This window comes from Pseudonocardia sp. TMWB2A (assembly GCF_017312135.1).
In genome coordinates this window covers 72,063-90,818 of the sequence record NZ_QKQY01000001.1, presented here as the reverse complement: position 1 = coordinate 90,818, position 18,756 = coordinate 72,063, and the positions used below count along the sequence as shown (strand labels likewise).

17 protein-coding genes are annotated in these 18,756 nt (G+C 59.5%); 5 read left to right on the top strand and 12 right to left on the bottom strand.

Annotation, left to right across the window (positions count from 1 at the left end; all coding sequences use genetic code 11):
- Positions 1-28: 28 nt before the first annotated feature.
- Together DMP17_RS00470 and DMP17_RS00465 are read right to left on the bottom strand one after the other, a co-directional pair.
- Positions 29-1,156, bottom strand: a complete 1,128-nt coding sequence (locus tag DMP17_RS00470; protein ID WP_337827118.1) for a Re/Si-specific NAD(P)(+) transhydrogenase subunit alpha — start codon at positions 1,154-1,156, stop codon at positions 29-31.
- 12 nt (positions 1,157-1,168) lie between these two features.
- Positions 1,169-1,291: a hypothetical protein gene (locus DMP17_RS00465; RefSeq protein ID WP_337827117.1), complete on the bottom strand. Its 123-nt coding sequence runs from the start codon at positions 1,289-1,291 to the stop codon at positions 1,169-1,171.
- Between the two features lie 284 nt (positions 1,292-1,575).
- On the opposite strand from DMP17_RS00465, the gene DMP17_RS00460 reads away from it, so the two are divergent.
- A complete protein-coding gene (locus DMP17_RS00460; protein ID WP_337827116.1) occupies positions 1,576-3,012 on the top strand; it encodes a sigma-54-dependent transcriptional regulator in 1,437 nt (478 codons plus the stop codon).
- A 210-nt stretch (positions 3,013-3,222) separates the two neighbouring features.
- On the opposite strand, the gene DMP17_RS00455 is transcribed toward DMP17_RS00460, so the two are convergent.
- The 7 genes from DMP17_RS00455 to glmM form a co-directional block, all read right to left on the bottom strand.
- On the bottom strand, positions 3,223-3,630 hold the full coding sequence (locus tag DMP17_RS00455; RefSeq protein WP_337827115.1) for a host attachment family protein: 408 nt from the start codon (positions 3,628-3,630) through the stop codon (positions 3,223-3,225).
- Between the two features lie 63 nt (positions 3,631-3,693).
- Complete coding sequence (folP, locus tag DMP17_RS00450) at positions 3,694-4,815, bottom strand: dihydropteroate synthase (RefSeq protein ID WP_337827114.1); 1,122 nt, start codon at positions 4,813-4,815, stop codon at positions 3,694-3,696.
- Between the two features lie 178 nt (positions 4,816-4,993).
- On the bottom strand, positions 4,994-6,160 hold the full coding sequence (locus tag DMP17_RS00445; RefSeq protein WP_337827113.1) for a site-specific DNA-methyltransferase: 1,167 nt from the start codon (positions 6,158-6,160) through the stop codon (positions 4,994-4,996).
- Positions 6,161-6,395: 235 nt separating this feature from the next.
- On the bottom strand, positions 6,396-6,980 hold the full coding sequence (locus DMP17_RS00440) for a ribonuclease HII (protein ID WP_337827112.1): 585 nt from the start codon (positions 6,978-6,980) through the stop codon (positions 6,396-6,398).
- Between the two features lie 7 nt (positions 6,981-6,987).
- A complete protein-coding gene (gene thiD, locus DMP17_RS00435) occupies positions 6,988-8,184 on the bottom strand; it encodes a bifunctional hydroxymethylpyrimidine kinase/phosphomethylpyrimidine kinase (protein ID WP_337827111.1) in 1,197 nt (398 codons plus the stop codon).
- Positions 8,181-8,405 (bottom strand): DUF1272 domain-containing protein, encoded by a 225-nt coding sequence (locus tag DMP17_RS00430; RefSeq protein ID WP_337827110.1) that lies wholly within the window; start codon positions 8,403-8,405, stop codon positions 8,181-8,183. Before DMP17_RS00430 ends, thiD begins: the two co-directional genes overlap by 4 nt.
- 28 nt (positions 8,406-8,433) lie before the next feature.
- The gene (glmM, locus tag DMP17_RS00425; protein WP_337827109.1) at positions 8,434-9,777 is read right to left on the bottom strand and encodes a phosphoglucosamine mutase; all 1,344 of its coding nucleotides are present in this window, start codon (positions 9,775-9,777) and stop codon (positions 8,434-8,436) included.
- Between the two features lie 19 nt (positions 9,778-9,796).
- Here glmM and DMP17_RS00420 point away from each other — a divergent pair, with 19 nt between their 5' ends.
- The gene (locus DMP17_RS00420; RefSeq protein ID WP_337827108.1) at positions 9,797-11,290 is read left to right on the top strand and encodes a dicarboxylate/amino acid:cation symporter; all 1,494 of its coding nucleotides are present in this window, start codon (positions 9,797-9,799) and stop codon (positions 11,288-11,290) included.
- Positions 11,291-11,293: 3 nt separating this feature from the next.
- The gene (locus DMP17_RS00415; protein WP_337827107.1) at positions 11,294-12,289 is read left to right on the top strand and encodes an aldo/keto reductase; all 996 of its coding nucleotides are present in this window, start codon (positions 11,294-11,296) and stop codon (positions 12,287-12,289) included.
- Between the two features lie 331 nt (positions 12,290-12,620).
- Here DMP17_RS00415 and DMP17_RS00410 read toward each other — a convergent pair whose 3' ends face one another.
- From DMP17_RS00410 to DMP17_RS00400, 3 genes are all read right to left on the bottom strand, one after another.
- Positions 12,621-13,907 (bottom strand): amidohydrolase family protein, encoded by a 1,287-nt coding sequence (locus DMP17_RS00410; protein ID WP_337827106.1) that lies wholly within the window; start codon positions 13,905-13,907, stop codon positions 12,621-12,623.
- Between the two features lie 143 nt (positions 13,908-14,050).
- A complete protein-coding gene (locus DMP17_RS00405) occupies positions 14,051-15,445 on the bottom strand; it encodes an amidohydrolase (protein ID WP_337827105.1) in 1,395 nt (464 codons plus the stop codon).
- 8 nt (positions 15,446-15,453) lie between these two features.
- Positions 15,454-17,097 carry a peptide MFS transporter gene (locus DMP17_RS00400; protein WP_337827104.1) on the bottom strand — a complete coding sequence of 548 codons (1,644 nt, stop codon included), beginning with the start codon at positions 17,095-17,097 and terminating at the stop codon, positions 15,454-15,456.
- A gap of 193 nt (positions 17,098-17,290) precedes the next feature.
- On the opposite strand from DMP17_RS00400, the gene DMP17_RS00395 reads away from it, so the two are divergent.
- The gene (locus DMP17_RS00395; RefSeq protein WP_337827103.1) at positions 17,291-17,806 is read left to right on the top strand and encodes a nitroreductase family protein; all 516 of its coding nucleotides are present in this window, start codon (positions 17,291-17,293) and stop codon (positions 17,804-17,806) included.
- 139 nt (positions 17,807-17,945) lie between these two features.
- Complete coding sequence (locus DMP17_RS00390; protein ID WP_337827102.1) at positions 17,946-18,734, top strand: Crp/Fnr family transcriptional regulator; 789 nt, start codon at positions 17,946-17,948, stop codon at positions 18,732-18,734.
- The last annotated feature ends 22 nt before the right edge of the window (positions 18,735-18,756 follow it).

The following is an 18,756-nucleotide window of genomic DNA, read 5'->3' as shown; positions in this document are numbered from 1 at the left end:
GGGGAGGAATAAGAAGACATCCCTACCCTCACCCCAACAACCTCTCATTCACGACCTTGCCGCCTTGGGTCAGGCGGATGGCTTGGGTGATTTCGTCGTCGTCGGGTAACACGGGTTTGCCCGCTTCCTTGTCCCAGAAGGCCGAGAGGAAATTATAGAGGTTGCGGCTGAACAGGGCCGAAGTGTCGGCGGCCAGCCGTGCGGGCATATTTTGCGCGCCGATGACTTTGACGCCGTGGATTTGCGTAATCGCTCCGGCCACCACGCCTTCGACATTGCCGCCTTGTTCGGCCGCCAAGTCGACAATCACGCTGCCATTGCGCATCGTTGCCAGTTGCGCGTCCGAAATCAGGCGCGGCGCGGGGCGGCCCGGAATGAGCGCGGTGGTGATGACAATGTCCTGCTTAGCGATGTGTGACGAAACAAGTTCGGCTTGTGCGGCCTTATATTCGTCCGACATTTCGGTGGCATAGCCGCCCGTGCCTTCGCCCTCGATGCCCTTGACGCTATCGACGAAAATCGCCTTGGCGCCCAAGCTTTCAATCTGCTCCTTGGTCGCAGCCCGCACGTCAGTTGCCGATACTTGCGCGCCCAAACGCCGCGCGGTCGCAATCGCTTGCAAGCCGGCAACGCCGACGCCCATGACAAAGACTTTAGCCGCACTTACCGTGCCCGCCGCCGTCATCATCATCGGGAAAGCGCGGCCATATTCTGCCGCGGCGTCAATCACCGCCTTGTAGCCGGAAAGGTTGGATTGCGAGGACAGGATGTCCATCGACTGCGCGCGGGTAATGCGCGGCATGAATTCCATCGCCAGCGCATCAATGCCGAGCGCGGCATAATCATCCACGCGTGCGCGTTCGCCGAACGGGTTCAGCCCCGCAACCAGCCAGGCGCCTTGCTTGATGCCCTTGATGCTTTCGGCAGACGGCCCCTGGATGGCGAGCACAATGTCGGCATCTTTGAGCACATCGGCGCGGGTGCCAAGGCTCGCCCCTGCGGCTTCATAATCCGCATCGGCAATGCTGGCCGCTAATCCTGCGCCCTGTTCGACCGCAAGGGTCGCACCGAGGCTGGCGAATTTTTTGACGGTTTCGGGGATCGCGGCAACGCGACGCTCGCCCTCAACCTGTTCCTTGAGGACTGCGATTTTCACTGGCGGCCCCGATCAGTTAGCGATGAGCAAGATGACGATCGCCACCGAGATGATCGATACTATCGTACCCCATTTGATGAGCTGGACGAAGCCGCCATAGCTTTGATTGGCTTGCTTCATATCCTGTTCGGCCATGATAAAACTCCCCTTCGGTCTTTAAGATTTGGGCTCTTCCTTAACCAAGGCTTTGCAAAGCCTCAAGCCCCGGCGGCTGCTTTTGTAAAAGCATTTCTTTGCAGCATAGCGACGCCAGCTTGTCTGTGCGCTGCCCTAGGGAGAGATGCCGTAGGGAGAATTGTTGTGGCGCGGGCTTGATGCAGATTGGCTTAACAGGATTTTTACGCCTTCTGTCCTAAAACAGGACGCTTCACACCTGCGCGGACATGGGAAGCCGTGCCGATATAAGAGGATAGCGCCCGATGGTCACACCGCAAGGCACCCCTTTATTGATGCTGATCGACGATGAACCGGCGGGGCAAAGGCTGGTGTCGGCGCTGGCCGCGCGTGGTGGCTGGCGCACCGTGCTGGCAGGCGACGCCGAAAAGGCGCTCGCCATGCTGGGGACGCAGGACGGGATGATGCTCGATGCGGTGCTGATCGACCATTGGGCACCCGATAGCGGGATTGCCGATGTCGCGGACATTGTGCGCGCGCTGCGTGAACAGCGCCCGGCCCTCCCCTTATTAGTGATGACCTGCGAAGCGCGGCCCGATGCGGCGCTGGCGGCCATGCGGGCGGGCGCTACCGATTATATCCGCAAGCCTGTTGCGCCCGAAGCCTTGCTCGGCGCGCTGGCGGCGGCAACCGACAGCCGCAAGGGCGATGGCGAATTGCGCCCCTTGAGCGAAAAACTCACGGTCCCTCTCCCCTTTGACGAAGTAATCGGTTCGGCCCCGCAATTTCGCAATGCGCTTGCCATTGCCGCCAAAGCCGCGCGCGCCCGCGTGCCAGTATTGGTCGAGGGCGAAGCGGGGACCGGCAAGGATGTGATCGCCAATGCCATCCATGCGGCCAGCCCGCGCGGGCGCAATCCGCTGGTCCGGATCGATTGCGGCGCGGTTGCCAAGGGGCTTATCGGGTCAGCCCTGTTCGGCCATGAGCGCGGCGCTTTTGCCGGTGCGTTCGACCGCCAATCGGGGATGCTCCACGATGCCGATAGCGGCACCATCTTCATCGACCGGATAGACCTTATGCCGATGGACGTGCAGACACGGCTTGTCCGGTTTCTCGACAGTGGCGAGGTTCAGGCGATCGGCGCAACGCGCGGGCGCACGGTCGATGTGCGCGTGATTGCCGCGTCCGACGCCCCGCTCAAAAGCGCGATGGCCGAAGGACTGTTCCGCGAAGATCTATATTATAAGCTGGGCGCGGTGCAGATTACGCTGCCGCCGCTGCGCGAACGGGGCGGCGATATTGCCGCGCTCGCCCGCCATCTGCTCGCGCGCATCGGCACGCTGCCGGGGATGCGCAGTCTTGGCATGACCGAAGAGGCGATGCGGCTGCTTATCGCTTATCCTTGGCCGGGCAATGTGCGCCAGTTGCAGGCCGCCTTGTTCCGCGCCGCGCTTGCCTGCGAGGGCGATGCGCTGACCCCCGCCGAATTTCCGCATATATCGCGGATGCTAAGCGGGCGATTGCCGGGAGCGCCGCGCGCGGGTCAATCGGACGGCATCGGGGTGATGCTCTATCTTCCCGACGGCAATTTGCGCCCGCTCGAAGATATTGAAGCCGACGTCATCCGCCTCGCCATCGGCCATTATCGCGGGCGTATGTCCGAAGTCGCGCGGCGGCTTGGGATTGGCCGCTCGACGCTCTACCGCAAACTCGCCGATCTGGGAATTGATACGGCGGCGTAACCAATTCCCCTCCCGCTTGCGGGAGGGGTTAGGGGTGGGTCTGTCTGCAAGCAAAACTGTTCAGGGCAGTAGCGCGTTCGCTGGGCAACGGAGCCTTAGGAATTTTACGCGCAAGCGAAAATTCTTAGGCGCAGTCGGGGAGGGCTTTGGACTACGCTGCCACTTCGACAGGCCCTCCCCCAACCCCTCCCTAAAGGGAGGGGAGATTTTTCACCCCGCCTTCAGCGCCTTTTCAATATCCGGCACCGGCGAATTGGTGAGCGTCTTGGCCAGTTCGCCAATCAAAGCCGCTTCGGTTTCCTTGTGGAAATGCCGCCGCATTTCGCCCAGCGAGCGCGGGTCGGCGACGACCACCAGCTTGTCGATCTTGTTGTTCAACACCTCGCCGTTCAGCCATTCGGCAACGCCTGCGGCATGGGCAAATTCGTCGAGCTGGCGCGCGTCATAGCCGCCGGGGCCGCCATCCTGATCCTTGGCGCCCGCGCTCTTATTATCAAGGCTGATCTTGGGGGATTTCACATTAGCAAGGTTGATATGCTGTTCATCGCCCTCATTGCGGAACAGCAATAATTGTTCGCCATCTGCGATTGCAACAAGGGTGCCGTTGGGAAGGTCCATATCTGTCTCTCTTTCTTAGTAAGGGATGCAAGAGAGAACGCCCCGCGATGCGCTTTGGTTGCGTCAATGTTCGACGAAAGGCTGGGTTAGCGCGGCATCGCGCAAGCCTTGCCATAAACGGATGGCCTGCACGGTTTCGGGCACATCATGCGCGCGGATAATTTGCGCGCCGCGCTCTATTGCGGCCAGATGCAGCGCGAGCGATCCGCCCAGACGGCGCTCAGCGGGCGCTTCATGATCGAGCGCGCCGATCATCCGCTTGCGGCTCGCCCCGATAAGCAGCGGACAGCCAAGCGTGTGGAACAAGGCCGCGCCATTGATGAGCGCAAGATTATCCGCGACGCCTTTGCCGAAGCCGATGCCGGGATCGACGATGATATGGTCGCGCGCAATGCCTGCCGCCTCGACCGCCGCCACGCGCGCGGCGAGCCAGTCATAAACGTCGAACAGCACATCCTGATAATCGCCGCCTTCATGCGGGTCGCTCTTTTGCGAGGGCGCGTGCATGAGGATGACGGGGCAGCCTGCCTTCCGCACCACATCAAGCGCGCGCTCGTCATAAAGGAGCGCGGATATATCGTTGATGATGGCCGCGCCCGCGCCGAGCGCCGCTTCCATGACGGCGGCCTTGCGCGTGTCCGCCGACACCGCAACCCCGCCGCGCGCGAGCCGTTCGATGACGGGCCGCACCCGCTCTATCTCGTCACCCTCCCAGATGAGCGGCGCGCCGGGGCGGGTGGATTCGCCGCCAACATCTATGAGTGCCGCGCCGGCTTCGCCCATCGCGAACCCTGCATGGGCGGCGACTTCGCTGTCGATATGCTTGCCGCCATCGGAGAAGCTGTCGGGCGTGACATTGAGGATGCCCATGACTTTCGGCTGATCGAGCCGGATGACGCGTTCGCCCAAGCTTAGCGGTTTGGTGGGGGAGCGTAGCGCGGCAAACTGGCGTTCACCTTGCGCGCGGACAGCATCGGGCAAGGCCGCGAGTGTCGCTTCAATCTCATCGACCGGCACCAGCGTTTCGCCCTTGCGCCGTCCTCCGGCTTCATCGCGCCATGTAAGCTGGTAGGCGCTATACCATAAAGCCCCGTCGCGCAGCCGCTCAACCCGTCCGTCAAGCCCGTGCGGGCGGGCGACGAAGGCGGTGGGTTGGAGATAGATGCGGTCGGTGGGTGAAATCATGGGAACCTATCCTAAAGCGCAACTAATCTCCCCTCCCGCTTGCGGGAGGGGTCGGGGGTGGGTCTGGCCGGCTAGCACAGCGTAAACCATGCCCTCCCCGACTACGCCTAATTCCCCTTCGCTGCGCTCTGGGTCATAAGGCTCCGTTGCCCCTCCCGTAAACGGGAGGGGATAAAGCTTACACCGTCGTCGCTAACAAATAATTCTGGCGCAATTTATCCACCGGCGACAAACCTTTTTCGTCCTCATAATGCCAGAAGGTCCAGCCGTTGCAGCTTGGCGCGTTTTGGAGTTTTGCGCCGAGGCCGTGGATCGAGCCGGTTTCCGGGCCGCACTCAAGGCTGCCATCGGCGCGCACGGTGGCTTTCCAGCGGCGCTTGGCGTCGCATATGATCGCGCCGGGCTGGAGATAGCCGGTTTCGACCAAAGTGCCGAACGCCACGCGCGGCTTGGCTTTGGGCGATTGCATGGTCGTAACCGCCGATTCATCCAAGGGCATTTCGGCTTCGATACGTTGGGTCGCGGCGGAGATATAATCATCCTCGCGCTCGATCCCGATCCAGTTACGCCCCAAACGCTTCGCAACCGCGCCGGTGGTGCCGGTGCCGAAGAAAGGGTCGAGCACCACATCGCCGGGCTTGGTGCAGGCGAGCAGCACGCGGTAGAGCAAGGCTTCGGGCTTTTGTGTCGGATGGACTTTGGTGCCGTCCTTTTTCAGCCGCTCCTGCCCGCCGCAAATCGGGAAATTCCAGTCCGAGCGCATTTGCAATTCATCGTTCAGCGTCTTCATCACGCGATAGTTGAAATGATATTTCGCCTTTTCCCCCTTCGACGCCCAGATCAGCGTTTCATGCGCATTGGTGAAGCGCGTGCCTTTGAAGTTCGGCATCGGGTTCGCTTTCACCCAGATCACATCGTTCAAAATCCAGAAGCCGCCATCTTGGAGCGCGGTGCCGACGCGGAAAATATTGTGATAGCTGCCGATCACCCAGATCGAACCATCGGGCTTCAAGATGCGGCGCGCTTCGGCCAGCCAGGCTTTGGTGAAGCGGTCATAAGCGGCAAAGCTGTCAAATTTGTCCCAATCATCGTCAACCGCATCGACCTGACTGCCATCGGGGCGCAGGAGGTCGCCGCCAAGTTGGAGATTATAGGGCGGGTCAGCGAAAATCATATCAACGCTCGCGTCTGGAAGCGCGCGCATATGCTCGATGCAATCGCCTTTGAGGATTGAATTGAGCGGCAAGTCCACGTCCGGCACAGGCGCAGCCACGGCCTTGCGCGCGCGCACCGGTGCCTTGACCGGCTTCACGTCCAGGCTCGTAAATTTGTCGATCACACCCATTGAATCATTGCCCCCTTTGCGGTTGGAGCGGCAAAGTGAGTCCCCCGGACTCTTGCGTCAAGTTCAAAAGCTTATTGCCCGCGCCTCACAAACGCATGAGCTATGGGAGAACGAAACGAGTCCCCACAGCATATGGTTTATAATCGCGTTACCAAGACTCCATCCCTTGTGGTGTGGCCCAAAGGACTCACCTCCAACGGTTCGTCGCATTTTGGCGCATCCGGCGCGCGCAAAGTTAGAAAAATTCTAATTGCGCGACCGGCGCGAAGCTTTTGCGGTGAATCGGACAGGGGCCAAGTTCGCGCAAGGCGGCCATATGCTGCGCCGTGCCATAGCCTTTATGCTGCGCAAAACCATAGCCCGGATAGGCCGCACAATAGTCGCGCATCATGCGGTCGCGCGCTTCTTTGGCGAGGATGGAAGCGGCGGAAATGCAGCGTTCCTTGGCATCGCCCTTCACAATCGCTTGGCATTGGGTCCAGCGCCAGTCTGCCGCGCGGCCGAGCGGGGTCATATTGCCGTCGATGAGGATAAGGCTGGGTTCCTCCCCTACCCGCTCGCACAAAGTAAGGACCGCGCGGGTCATGGCGAGCATTGTCGCCTGAAAAATGTTAATAGTGTCAACTTCTTCGACGCTGGCAATGCCGATGCCATAGGGACAGCGTTCCAATATACGTGCTTCCAGCGTGCTGCGTTGCGTGGCGGACAAGGCTTTGCTGTCGCCCAGCCCTCTTATCTCTTTACCCGCCAGCATGACCGCGGCGGCGACCACCGGCCCTGCGAGCGGGCCGCGCCCGGCTTCATCGACGCCGACAATCATGTCGCGCTCATCCTGCCCCGCCGATCCGCCAAGGCGGGAAGCGGCGATATTCGCCCGCGCGATAAAGGCAGATCATATTGCCGAACGGGTCGCGCAACCGCGCCTCGCGCCACAGCCAAGGCTGGCTTTCGGGGCCGTGATCGAAACGGAAGCCGTCGCGGCTTAACCGGTCGACCAGCGCGTCAAGGTCGGCACATTCCAAATAGATGTGGCTGCTTCCCGCCACTTGGGTGTCGGGGTCGCGATGGATCGAGAGGGTTGCACCGCCGCCCGTTTCAAACCGCGCATAATCGGGCTTGCTCGCGACAATCACTTTCAGCCCCAATTTCTCATAAAAAGCAAAGCTGGCATCATAATCGCTCATGCACAATGTCACTTGATTGAGCATCAGATTGCCGGTGCCGTCGAGCCGCACCGCGCCCTGTCCCATCGGGCCATGCCCTTGGCCGAGGTCGGGCGCTTCGAGCATGGAGATGCGCACAAATTCGCGTGCGCGCGCAACCGCATTGGCAAGGTCCACGCCTTGCGCAAGATAAAAAGCGATGGCGCTTGCGGTGGTGCAGCCTGTGCCGTGGCTGTTACGCGTGACGATGCGCTGCGACTGCCAACTGGTCATATTATCTTCTTCGATCAGCGTATCAACCAATATGTCGCCTTCGGCATGGCCGCCTTTAATAAGGACCGCACAGCCATAGCGGGCAACAAGGCCCAGCGCCGCGCTCCCCGCATCATCGCCTTCAGCCAAAGCGGCGAGTTCGGGAAGGTTGGGGGTGACGATAGTGGCGCGCTGCATCAACCGCCCGAACGCGGCGATCGTATCGGGGTCGGCCAGAACGGACCCGCTGGTCGCAATCATCACCGGGTCAAAGATAACGGGGACGGACGGCAGCGTTTCCAGATAGTCGGCGACCGCATGGACGGTATCGGCAGAGCCGATCATCCCGATCTTGACCGCATCGACGCCAATATCGTCGACCACCGCCGCCATTTGCGCAATGACCATATCGGCAGGCACCGCATGGACGGCGGTGACGCCCTTGGTATTTTGCGCGGTGAGTGACGTAATCGCGGTCATCGCATGGCCGCCCAGCATGGTGACGGTCTTGATGTCGGCCTGTATGCCTGCGCCCCCGCCGCTATCGGACCCGGCGATGATGAGGATGCGCGGCATCGGGCGCGCGACAGGCGCAATCCGGCGGCTCATGGCTTATAGGTCCGCTCGGTCGAGGCCGGATATTGCGCGAGCAGATGCGCAGGGCGCACCGGACGGTCCATCAATTCGCTGCCGCAATTGGGGCAAATATCATCCAGCCCTTCGGCACAGGGCGCGCAAAAGCTACATTCAAACGAACAGATAAATGCGCCCGGCGCATCCGCTGGCAAGTCCGCGCCACATTTTTCGCAATCGGGGCGCATTTCCAGCATGAGTCTTATCGTCCTTTGGTTAACAGGGTCAGGCGGCTGCCTTCTCTACCGCTTCGCACACGCGGTCAACCACCTGTGTCACGCGGTCGGCATTGTCGCCTTCGGCCATCACGCGGATCAGCGGCTCGGTGCCGGACGCTCGGATGACCAAGCGGCCTTCGCCGTCAAGGTCGCGGGTCGCATCTTCGATGGCGCGCTTGACGCTATCGTCCTCCAACGGCGCGGAGCCTTTTTTGTAGCGCACATTTTTAAGAAGTTGCGGCACGGGGTCGAACTGGTGGAGCAATTCGCTCGCCTTTTTGCCGCTTTCGACTAAGGCTGCCAGCACTTGCAGCGCGGCCACCGTGCCGTCGCCGGTGGTCGCATGGTCGGTCAAAATCATATGGCCCGATTGTTCGCCACCGACATTGAAGCCCCCTTTGCGCATCTGTTCCAACACATAACGGTCGCCAACGCCGGTGCGGACCAGCATCAAGCCCTGCCCTTGCAAATGGCGCTCAAGGCCCAAATTCGACATGATGGTTGCGACCACGCCGCCGCCGCGCAGTAATCCTGCGGTGTTCCACACCGACCCGATCAGCGCCATAATCTGGTCGCCATCAACAACATCGCCTTGCTCGTCCACCACGATGAGCCGGTCCGCATCGCCATCAAGCGCAATGCCGATATCGGCTTGTTCGAACACCACACGCTCGCGCAACTGGCCGAGCGCGGTCGAGCCGCAGCCATCATTGATATTGCGGCCATTGGGGTTGACGCCAATCGCGGTAACGCTCGCGCCCAACTCCCACAAAGCGGTCGGCGTTGTATTATAGGCCGCGCCATTGGCGCAATCGATGACGATCTTAAGCCCGTCCAGACGGACATGTTCGGGCAGCGATTGCTTGACCGCATGGATATAGCGCCCGCGCGCATCTTCGATCCGGCGCGCGCGGCCAATATCATTGGGGAGCGCCAGTTCCGGCTCGCTCGCCAGCAAAGCTTCAATCTTGATTTCGTCATCGTCGGACAATTTGAAGCCGTCCGGCCCGAATAATTTGATGCCATTATCCTGATAGGGGTTATGGCTCGCCGAAATCATCACGCCCAGATCGGCGCGCATCGAGCGGGTCAGCATCGCCACCGCCGGGGTCGGCATCGGCCCCACCTGCACCACATCCATGCCCACGCTGGTAAAGCCTGCGACAATCGCATTTTCCAGCATATAGCCCGAAAGCCGCGTATCCTTGCCGACTACGACGCGATGCTTATGGTCGCCGCGCAGGAAATGCGCGCCCGCTGCCATCCCGACCCGCATCGCAATATCGGCGGTCATCGGTGCTGCATTGGTCAGACCGCGAATACCGTCGGTCCCGAAAAAACGTCTTCCCATAAAATCCCCGGACTAGAAAATGGCTCGGCCATCTCCACATTATTTTACCCTCGCGCGCCTATTAACGCTTTGCGCCGACAAAAGCGAGCAATGCGCGACACAAGTTTTTGTTGCGCCTATTTACCGGTTTTTTGCTTGCGGTGAACAATTTTTGGCGCAAACCATGCGCGCCATGGAAACTGTATCTTTAGCGGACAATGAAGGCGCGGGGGCATTGCCGCCGTCACAGCCTTTCTGGAAATCGAACAGCGCGCGGATTTTGCTCGCGCTTGCGCTGGGCTTGGCGCTCGGCATGGTCGCGGCGCGCACCGGCGGAAGCTGGGTTGCACCCAGCACCACCTGGCTAGGCGTTATCGGGACATTATGGCTCAATGCCCTTAAAATGACGATCATCCCGCTGATCGTCGGCTTGCTCATCACCGGCATTGTGCAGACCGCAGAAGCGGCCAAAGCGGGCCGCGTTACCGCGCGTGCGATTGCATGGTTTGTCGGCTTGCTATGGTTGTCGACCTTTTTGTGCGCGGTCTATGTGCCGGCCATATTGTCGCTCTTTCCAATTCCGGCAGAAAGCGCCGCATCGTTGAAAGCCGCATTGTCCGGCGCGGACAAGATCGGCACCGTGCCGACCTTTTCGGACTTTCTGGGCGGGCTTATCCCGACCAATATATTGAAAGCGGCGGTGGACGATTCGATCCTGTCGGTCATCATCTTCACCACCATTTTCGCCTTTGCGATTACCAAGATTAACGTCGAATATCGCCAAACGCTCGCGCGCTTCTTTGTCGCGATTACCGATGCGATGGTGGTGATGATCCACTGGATTTTGCTGCTCGGCCCTGTCGGTGTGTTCGCATTGGCCTATGTCGTCGCCGCGCAAACCGGGGCGGCAGCCTTGGGCGCGCTCGCCCATTATATCGGCGTTGTGTCGTCAATGGGGCTTTTGATCCTGATCGGCGCTTATATGTTTGCGGTGCTGGTCGCGAAAATTCCGTTGGGCGCGTTCACCCGCGCGGCGCTTCCTGCACAAGCGGTGGCTATCTCGACGCAAAGCTCGCTCGCCTCGCTCCCCGCCATGCTGCGCGGGACCGAGATTTTGGGCGTGCGTCGCCAGATTGCCGATGTCGTCCTGCCGCTCGCGGTCGCGCTCTATCGTGCAACCAGCCCGTCGATGAACCTCGCGGTCGCGCTCTATGTCGCGCATTGGTACGGCATCGAATTGCGCCCCGAACATTATGCCGTCGGTATTGCCGCAGCCGCGCTCACCACCATGGGGTCGGTGAGCCTGCCCGGCACCGTCAGCTTTGTCGCCTCGATTGCGCCTATCTGCATCGTCATGGGGATTCCGGTGGAACCTCTGGCTTTGTTAATCGCTGTCGAAACAATCCCCGACATTTTCCGCACCGTCGGTAATGTCACGATGAATGTCGGCCTCACCGCCGCGATTGACCGGCAAAGCGCGGGCGATATTCCCGCCGAAGCCGCCGTCCCCCTTCCTCACCCCCAAGGAGAATGAACCATGCTCTATCGCACGCTCGGCACCCCGGCCCTTAAAGTTTCGGCGCTAGGCATTGGTTGTATGCCGATGATGCAGGGCGGCAATATTGCTTATGGCAATGCCGACCCTGACGAGGCGGTCAAAACCATCCACGGCGCGATTGACCTTGGTGTGACCTTGTTCGACACCGCCGAAATTTACGGGCCGTTCGATAATGAAGAATTGGTCGGGGCGGCCATCAAGGGCAAGCGCGACGGGCTGGTCATCGCGACCAAATTCGGCTTCCGCTTTGAAGGCAAAAAAATCACCGGCGTCGATTGCAGCCCCGCCAATGCGCGCCGCGCGGTCGAAGGATCGCTGATGCGGTTAGGGATTGACGTAATCGACCTTTATTATGCGCACCGCGTTGACCCTGCTGTGCCCATCGAGGACACGGTCGGTGCGCTCGCCGACTTGGTGGCGGAAGGCAAAATCCGCCATATCGGCCTGTCCGAAGCTGCGCCCGATACGCTGCGCCGTGCGGCCAGCGTTGCGCCGATTACCGCGCTGCAATCCGAATATTCATTATGGGAGCGCGAAGTGGAAAGTGAAATCCTCCCCACCTGCCGTGCACTGGGCATCGGCTTTGTGCCTTATTCGCCGCTGGGGCGCGGGTTTCTGACCGGCGCGGTCACCAGCCGCGACCAGTTTGAAAGCGGCGACTATCGCCTCAACGACCCGCGCATGAGTGCGGAGAATTTCGACCGCAATCTGGAACTGGTCGCGATCGTGCGCGGGATTGCCGACAAGCATGGCGTGTCGCCCGCGCAAATCGCGCTCGCCTGGCTGCTCGCCCAAGGCGACGACATCGTCCCCATCCCCGGCACCAAACGCCGCGCGACGATGGAAGACAGCGTTGCGGCGGTCAATGTCGCACTCGATGCCGATGACCTTGCAACACTCGACAAGGCCGCGCCCGTCGGCGGCACGGCAGGCACGCGCTATACTGAAGCGGGCATGAAGATGGTGCGCTTGTAAGTCGCGTGTTTGGTGCGCGGTATGGGGGTGAGTAGTTCGTAGACGGGCTTTGAGGTCTGACACCCCTTCCACAAAATTCAATCCTCGTCATTCCCGCGAAAGCGGGAATCCATCTCCGGACCGATGGTTAGAATATCAAGCTCCGAAGATGGATCCCCGATCAAGTCGGGGATGACGAAGTTTTTAGAGAGAAGGAATCGTTCCGTTCAAAAACATAGCTGTTCCCCCGCGCAGGCGGGGGTCCAGTGTTAGGTAGCGCATTACTGCCCTTGGCCCCCGCCTTCGCGGGGGCACAATCTCATTCTCTCCTTAAGATGGAGAGGCTAAAAACCTACCAATCATACGCCTTGGGCAACGCGCCCTCCGTGGGATTACGATAGCGGTCACGCAGGCGTTGCTGGCGGGTTTGCAAGGGTTGTTCGACGCCGTCGATGAACACTTTCTCCGCATGGCTCGACAGTTCGAGCGGGTCGCCGCTCCAGATGACAACGTCACCCACCGCGCCGCCTTTCAACACACCAAGCTGGCCCGCCATGCCTACCGCTTCGGCAGGGCCAGAGCTGATTGTGGCAAAGGCTTGATCCCAGCTTAGCCCGCTCGCCCCCGGCACGCGCGTCAACGCGACCAGATTGCCCGCATATTGGGTGGTGTAGTTCATGCGCAGCGTTTCTTCATCGTCAATCTGGCCGATGGCGACCTTGACGCCCGCCGCGCGCATCCGCCCGATATTGGACTGGGTTGCGCCGCGTGCTTCAAAATCATCGGGCAAGTCCCGCACCGCGCTCGCGATGACAGGGGTTCCTGCCGCCGCGATTTCGCGCGCCACGCGCCAGCCTTCGCTCGCGCCCACCAAAGTCATTTTGATCGCCGGAAAATCCTGTTTCAAGCGCAGCACCTGCAAAATGTCATTGGCCGCATTGACCTTGACCATGAGACGCTGGTTGCCATTGATGACCTGTCCCAAGGCTTCGGCGTCGGCGCGCAATAACATACTGTCTTTCGAGCGCCCGTCATAAGCGGCAGGATTGCGCGCATAATCGCGCGCTTCCTGTAGCATCGCGCGGAAGGTGAGGAAGGTTGCCGAGCGGCTTCCCCCTGCCTTGCGCGCACCGCTTTCGCCAAATTCGACATATTGGAACGCGCGCGGGCGGGTCAGCATATTATTGTCATTGCCAAGGTCGACAACCGCGCCTTGGCCCGAAAATAATCCGCTCGAACTACCGGGGAAAACCAGCGCGCGGGTAATCCCGGCACTGCGCGCATAAGGGACCGGAATACCGAACGGGCTAAGCGCAGGCGACACGTCAATCGCGGCGGTAAAGGGCGAGCGCGGGGCGCTCATGTCATTGACCTGACTGACCGCTTCGACCTCCATAAGCCCGATGCGGCTAAAGCCTGCGACAATGCCCGGCGTCACCCATTTTCCGCTCGCGTCCACCACCGGCAGGCCGGCAGGCGCGCCGCCTTGCGTAACCGAGGCGACTTTGCCCCCGCGCACGATAACGGTGGCCCCTTCCAAGGGTGCCGAGCCATCGCCGATGATGACCTTGCCGCCGGTGATGGCAACGTCCTGGGCGAAGGCGGGGGTGGTGAAGAATGCTAGGCCAGCCAAACACACCGCTAGCCCTGAGCCTGTCGAAGGGCGGTTCACAGTATGGCGTAATGCGGATGGGCGTGCTTCGACAAGCTCAGCACTAGCGGAGTTTGTGGCGGATTTTGTGACAGAGTCGGTGGCACGGGCAGAGCGTGAAAACAGCATCCTCATTTCACATCTCCTTCACCCGGTTGGCCCAGCTCGAAGTCTGTCACCGGACGGCGTTTGGGGTCGGCGCTGTCGAACAGCAATGCGCCATCGACCCACACCCGTTCGGGGCGCGAATAGACGCTGAACGGGTTGCCGTTCCACAAAACGACATCCGCCATTTTGCCCGCTTTCAAGCTGCCAACCTTGTCGAGAATACCAAGCGCCTTGGCCGGATTATAAGTGAGCCAGCGGATGGCGGTCGCATCGCTGATCGTCATCCCCATGCGGCGGCCATTATTGAGCGCCTTGGACGCTTCCTGATTCAAACGCTGGATCTGGTTCTGGTCGTCCGAATGGATGATGGTGCAGGTGCCTGCATTTTGCAGCAGCGCGGCATTTTCCGGAATACCGTCATAGCTTTCCATCTTGAAGCCCCACCAATCGGCCCACACCACCGCGCAAACATCATTGTCTTTCAAAAGGTCCGCGATTTTATAGGCTTCGACTGCATGGTGGAACGCCGTCACCTTATAGCCGAACTCCTTGGCCATATCGATGACATTGGCCATTTCATCGGCGCGGTAGCAATGGTTCTGCACAAGGATTTCGCCGTCCAGCACCCCGACCAAGGTTTCCATGCCAAGGTCGCGCGTGCCGGTGCCGCCTTTCTTCTTATATTCGGCGGCCTTCGCCCAGGTCTGGCGGTCGAGCGCGATATTGCCCATGCGGGTGGAGGGCATCCGGCCCTTGGAGCCATAGACGCGCTTGGGATTTTCGCCGCACGCCATTTTGAGCGTGTAGGGCGCGCCGGGGAATTTCATCCCCTGTTGCGTGCGCGCGGGCACATTTTTGAGGATAACACCGCGTCCGCCCATAAGGTTCGCAGACCCCGGCAAGACTTCCAAAGTAGTAACGCCGCCATTCGCAAGCGCGCGGGTGAAGCCGGGATCTTGCGGCCAGACACTATGTTCGGCCCATACTTCGGCGGTAATCGGACCGGTGATTTCATTGCCATCGGAATGGGCATCGACGCCGGGCGAAGGGTAATCGCCCAAATGGCTGTGAATGTCGATAATGCCGGGGGTCACATATTTGCCCGTGCCGTCGATGATGGTCGTGCCTTCGGGAATAGCAGTCGACGCATCGCCCACCGCCGTCACCTTGCCGTCTGCGAAGAACACGACGCCATTGTCGATCTGGTTGCCCTCCCCGTCCAAAATGGTCGCGCCGCGAATTGCGGTCGGCGTGCCGGGATAGGGCTTATAGGTGGAAGGAAAAGGATTTTTATTAAGGACGGTTTTAGAGGCACTTGCCGTCTCTGTCCCGCTCTTGGTCCCCGTTGTCGCACAGGCCGAAAGCGCCAAACCCGCTGCCGACACAAAAAGGAGGGCCGGAGCCCTCCCAGTTTTCATAGTCATGATTATCGTGTCTCCGTACTTGTATTGACGCCCGCAGCTTGCGGTTCCGCCAGTTCGGTCTGTCCGGCAAGCTCATTATCGTCACGCAACGTATCGAGATGCATCCACTTTTTCACAAAGGGCGACAAAGCCAGCACAACAACGCTGACGCCAATCGCCACCCAGCCAATCTGGTTATAGATGCCAAGCGTCGCCGCCTTGGTCATCTCGCCGTCATGTCCGCCGGTTGCTTCCCCGATCTTACCCGCCACAAAGTTGCCGACCGCAGTCATGTAGAACCAAGCGCCCATGATCAGCGACGCCATATAAGCCGGTGCGAGCCGGTTCATTGCGCTGAGGCCCACAGGGCTTAAACATAATTCGCCGGTAGTGTGCAGCAGATAGATGAGGAACACAAAGATAACTGCCGTTTTGACGTCCGCGCCAACCGAATTTGCACCCCAGACAAAAACGAGGAAGCCCAAGCCAACTTGGAACAAGGCCAGAGCGAACTTGGCCGGAGCCGACGGTTCGAGACCGCGCCGACCGAGCCATTGCCATAAAGTCGCAAACAGAGGTGCAAACAGGATGATATAGATAGAGTTGATCGACTGGAAAATTGATGCCGGAACATCGCCAATCGCAACGAAGCGGTCGGTATAAAGGTTCAAGCTACCACCAGCCTGTTCAAACAGGCCCCAGAAAAGCGGGTTCAGCGCAATCAGGAACAGGATCGCAAAGATACGCTCGCGCGGTTCCTTGTCGAGCTTGAACGCGTTGAACAACACCCAGCCCAAAAGAGCGACACCTGAAATGATGAGCAATGTCTGAATGACATCCTGATACTGGATCAGCGCCCACATAACGGCAACAGCAGCAAAACCGACACCGTACAGCGAAAATTCCTTATTCTTGGTAATCGGTGCAGGGGGCTCCCCTGCCCCATTGAGGACTTTCTTGCCAAGCACAAACACGACAAGGCCAGCCAGCATCCCGATACCGGCAAGGCCAAAACCATAAGCCCAGCCAAGAGTTTGGCCGAGATAACCCGCCAAAATCACACCGAAAGCCGCGCCCGCGTTAATTCCCATATAGAAAATGGTATAAGCGGAATCCCGGCGGGTATCGGTAAGGTTATACAACTGCCCGACCATCACCGAGATGTTGGCTTTGAGAAAGCCCGAACCGACAATGATAAGCGCGAGAGCCAGCCAAAAGATATTGATGGCCGGATCAGCCTGTTTGATCAGCGGATCTGTGATGCCGTCATTGCCTTCGACCGCCATGAACAAATGCCCCAGCGCAAGGAGAATACCACCGAACAATACCGCCTTGCGCTGCCCCAGATACCGGTCTGCAAGATAGCCGCCTAGAACAGGGGTGATATAAACGAGGCTTGTATAAGCGCCGTAAATCAGGTTCGATTTTCCGTCACTATAGAGCCAATGCTGGGTGAGATAGAAAATCAGCAGTGCGCGCATACCATAATAGGAAAAGCGTTCCCACATTTCTGCGAAGAACAGCATATACAGGCCCTTGGGATGCCCTGCAAATTCAGGCTTGCGGGAGGCTGCAATCACACCCCCGATAGCGAGAAAGACGCAAAGCACGACCAATGCGATCGCTGCGATCCAGTCTCCTTCCGTCCAAAGAGCCATGTCTTTCATTGTGGATCACTCCCCTTGATATTCTGTTTTAGCCCATGCGGCTTCAAGCCAGCGACCCTAGCGGAAAAATTGCGCGTGTGAAGAAGATTGTTGCGTTTGTGACCGGTTTCCTGTCCACACAGGCCCCATGTTTAACGATCAAAGCTCGCTTCTCGCCTATCTCCACAGCCGCCGTTCGGGTCGGCCGCGCGAGATGGTGGCCCCCGGCCCCGATGCAGCGCAACTGCGCCAAATCCTTGAAGCCGCCTTGCGCACGCCCGATCATGGCAAGCTTGCGCCTTGGCGTTTCGTCATCGTGCCGGACGATAAGCGCGACGCGCTCTCGGCATTGCTGACCGACGCCTATCTTAAGGAAAAGCCCGATGCGGGGCGGCTTGAACTGGAAGCGATGGATAATTTCGCGCGGCAGTCCCCGACGCTGATTGTCGCCCTGTTCACCCCCGTCCAGCCCAGCAAAATCCCGCTTTGGGAACAGGAATTGAGCATGGGGGCTGCGTGCATGAACCTGCTTCACGGTGCCCATGCGCTGGGCTTTACCGGCGGGTGGATTACCGGCTGGCCCGCGTTCAACCGCGATGTTGCCCAAGGCTTTGGTGCCGGCGCGGATGACAAGATTGCCGGTTTCCTTTATATAGGCACTCCGGCTCGCGATCTGGAAGAACGCCCGCGCCCCGCTTTTGACGATATTGTGCGCGTGTGGAACGGCTGACCGGACAAATAATTATTGCCGCCTTATCGAGAATGTTCAGTTAATATACTGAATATTAACCATAATTACGCTTGCGCAAAAGATAAGACAACTTAACTTCAATCAATAGCGCAGCGGCAATTTTACATTTAATCGCGTCTTGAACGATGCGCCGCAAATGCTTCATGAAAACAATGTGGTCGACTCAGAACAAAAGGATAAACGGACCGTGCGCAGCAAAGATTTTCTCAAAGGACGTCGGCGTGAAGAACTTTCCGCCGAAGAATTGCGCGCCGTGGAGGACTTGATCTCCGAGGTGCGGACCGTCCCTGCCCGCCACAATATGATTGTCGCCGGGGAACCGGTCGATTTCAGCACGCTTTTGTTGGAAGGCACGATGTGCCGTTACATGGATGACCGCCAAGGGATGCGGCAATTGGTCGCGTTGCAGGTGCCGGGCGATTTTGTCGATCTCCACGCCTTCCCGCTCAAATATCTCGACCATGATGTCGCGACCATCACCGAATGTCAGGTCGCGATCGTGCCGCACAGCGCGCTCGAGCGCATCATGGAAAAATTTCCGCACCTTGCGCGGATGCTGTGGTTTTCGACGCTGCTCGATGCAGCGATGCACCGCGAATGGATTTTCCGGCTGGGCCGCCTTGATGCCGCAGGCCGCATCGCGCATTTTTTCGCAGAAATTAATGTGCGGCTCCATCTGGTCGGGCGCAGCGACGGAAATAGCTTCACCTTGCCGATTACCCAGAATGACCTTGCCGAAGCCTTGGGCATGACCACCGTGCATGTGAACCGCGTGCTGCGCGATTTGCGCGAACAAGGCGTGATGACCTTCCGCGGCGGGTTGGTCAAAATCGATGATGTCGAGCGACTCCACCGCATCGCAGAATTTGAATCGCGCTATCTGTTCACTGATACAGCGGCCATCTGACAAAGGCGGCTTAGGGCAAAAG

Excerpts from the sequence above, each read along its gene's own strand:
- DMP17_RS00465 (WP_337827117.1), bottom strand. The coding sequence starts at position 1,291 with ATGGCCGAACAGGATATGAAGCAAGCCAATCAAAGCTATGGCGGCTTC.
- DMP17_RS00460 (WP_337827116.1), top strand. The coding sequence starts at position 1,576 with ATGGTCACACCGCAAGGCACCCCTTTATTGATGCTGATCGACGATGAA.
- DMP17_RS00455 (WP_337827115.1), bottom strand. The coding sequence starts at position 3,630 with ATGGACCTTCCCAACGGCACCCTTGTTGCAATCGCAGATGGCGAACAA.
- folP (WP_337827114.1), bottom strand. The coding sequence starts at position 4,815 with ATGATTTCACCCACCGACCGCATCTATCTCCAACCCACCGCCTTCGTC.
- DMP17_RS00445 (WP_337827113.1), bottom strand. The coding sequence starts at position 6,160 with ATGGGTGTGATCGACAAATTTACGAGCCTGGACGTGAAGCCGGTCAAG.
- DMP17_RS00440 (WP_337827112.1), bottom strand. The coding sequence starts at position 6,980 with ATGATTGTCGGCGTCGATGAAGCCGGGCGCGGCCCGCTCGCAGGGCCG.
- thiD (WP_337827111.1), bottom strand. The coding sequence starts at position 8,184 with ATGAGCCGCCGGATTGCGCCTGTCGCGCGCCCGATGCCGCGCATCCTC.
- DMP17_RS00430 (WP_337827110.1), bottom strand. The coding sequence starts at position 8,405 with ATGCTGGAAATGCGCCCCGATTGCGAAAAATGTGGCGCGGACTTGCCA.
- glmM (WP_337827109.1), bottom strand. The coding sequence starts at position 9,777 with ATGGGAAGACGTTTTTTCGGGACCGACGGTATTCGCGGTCTGACCAAT.
- DMP17_RS00420 (WP_337827108.1), top strand. The coding sequence starts at position 9,797 with ATGGCTCGGCCATCTCCACATTATTTTACCCTCGCGCGCCTATTAACG.
- DMP17_RS00415 (WP_337827107.1), top strand. The coding sequence starts at position 11,294 with ATGCTCTATCGCACGCTCGGCACCCCGGCCCTTAAAGTTTCGGCGCTA.
- DMP17_RS00405 (WP_337827105.1), bottom strand. The coding sequence starts at position 15,445 with ATGAAAACTGGGAGGGCTCCGGCCCTCCTTTTTGTGTCGGCAGCGGGT.
- DMP17_RS00400 (WP_337827104.1), bottom strand. The coding sequence starts at position 17,097 with ATGAAAGACATGGCTCTTTGGACGGAAGGAGACTGGATCGCAGCGATC.
- DMP17_RS00395 (WP_337827103.1), top strand. The coding sequence starts at position 17,291 with ATGGTGGCCCCCGGCCCCGATGCAGCGCAACTGCGCCAAATCCTTGAA.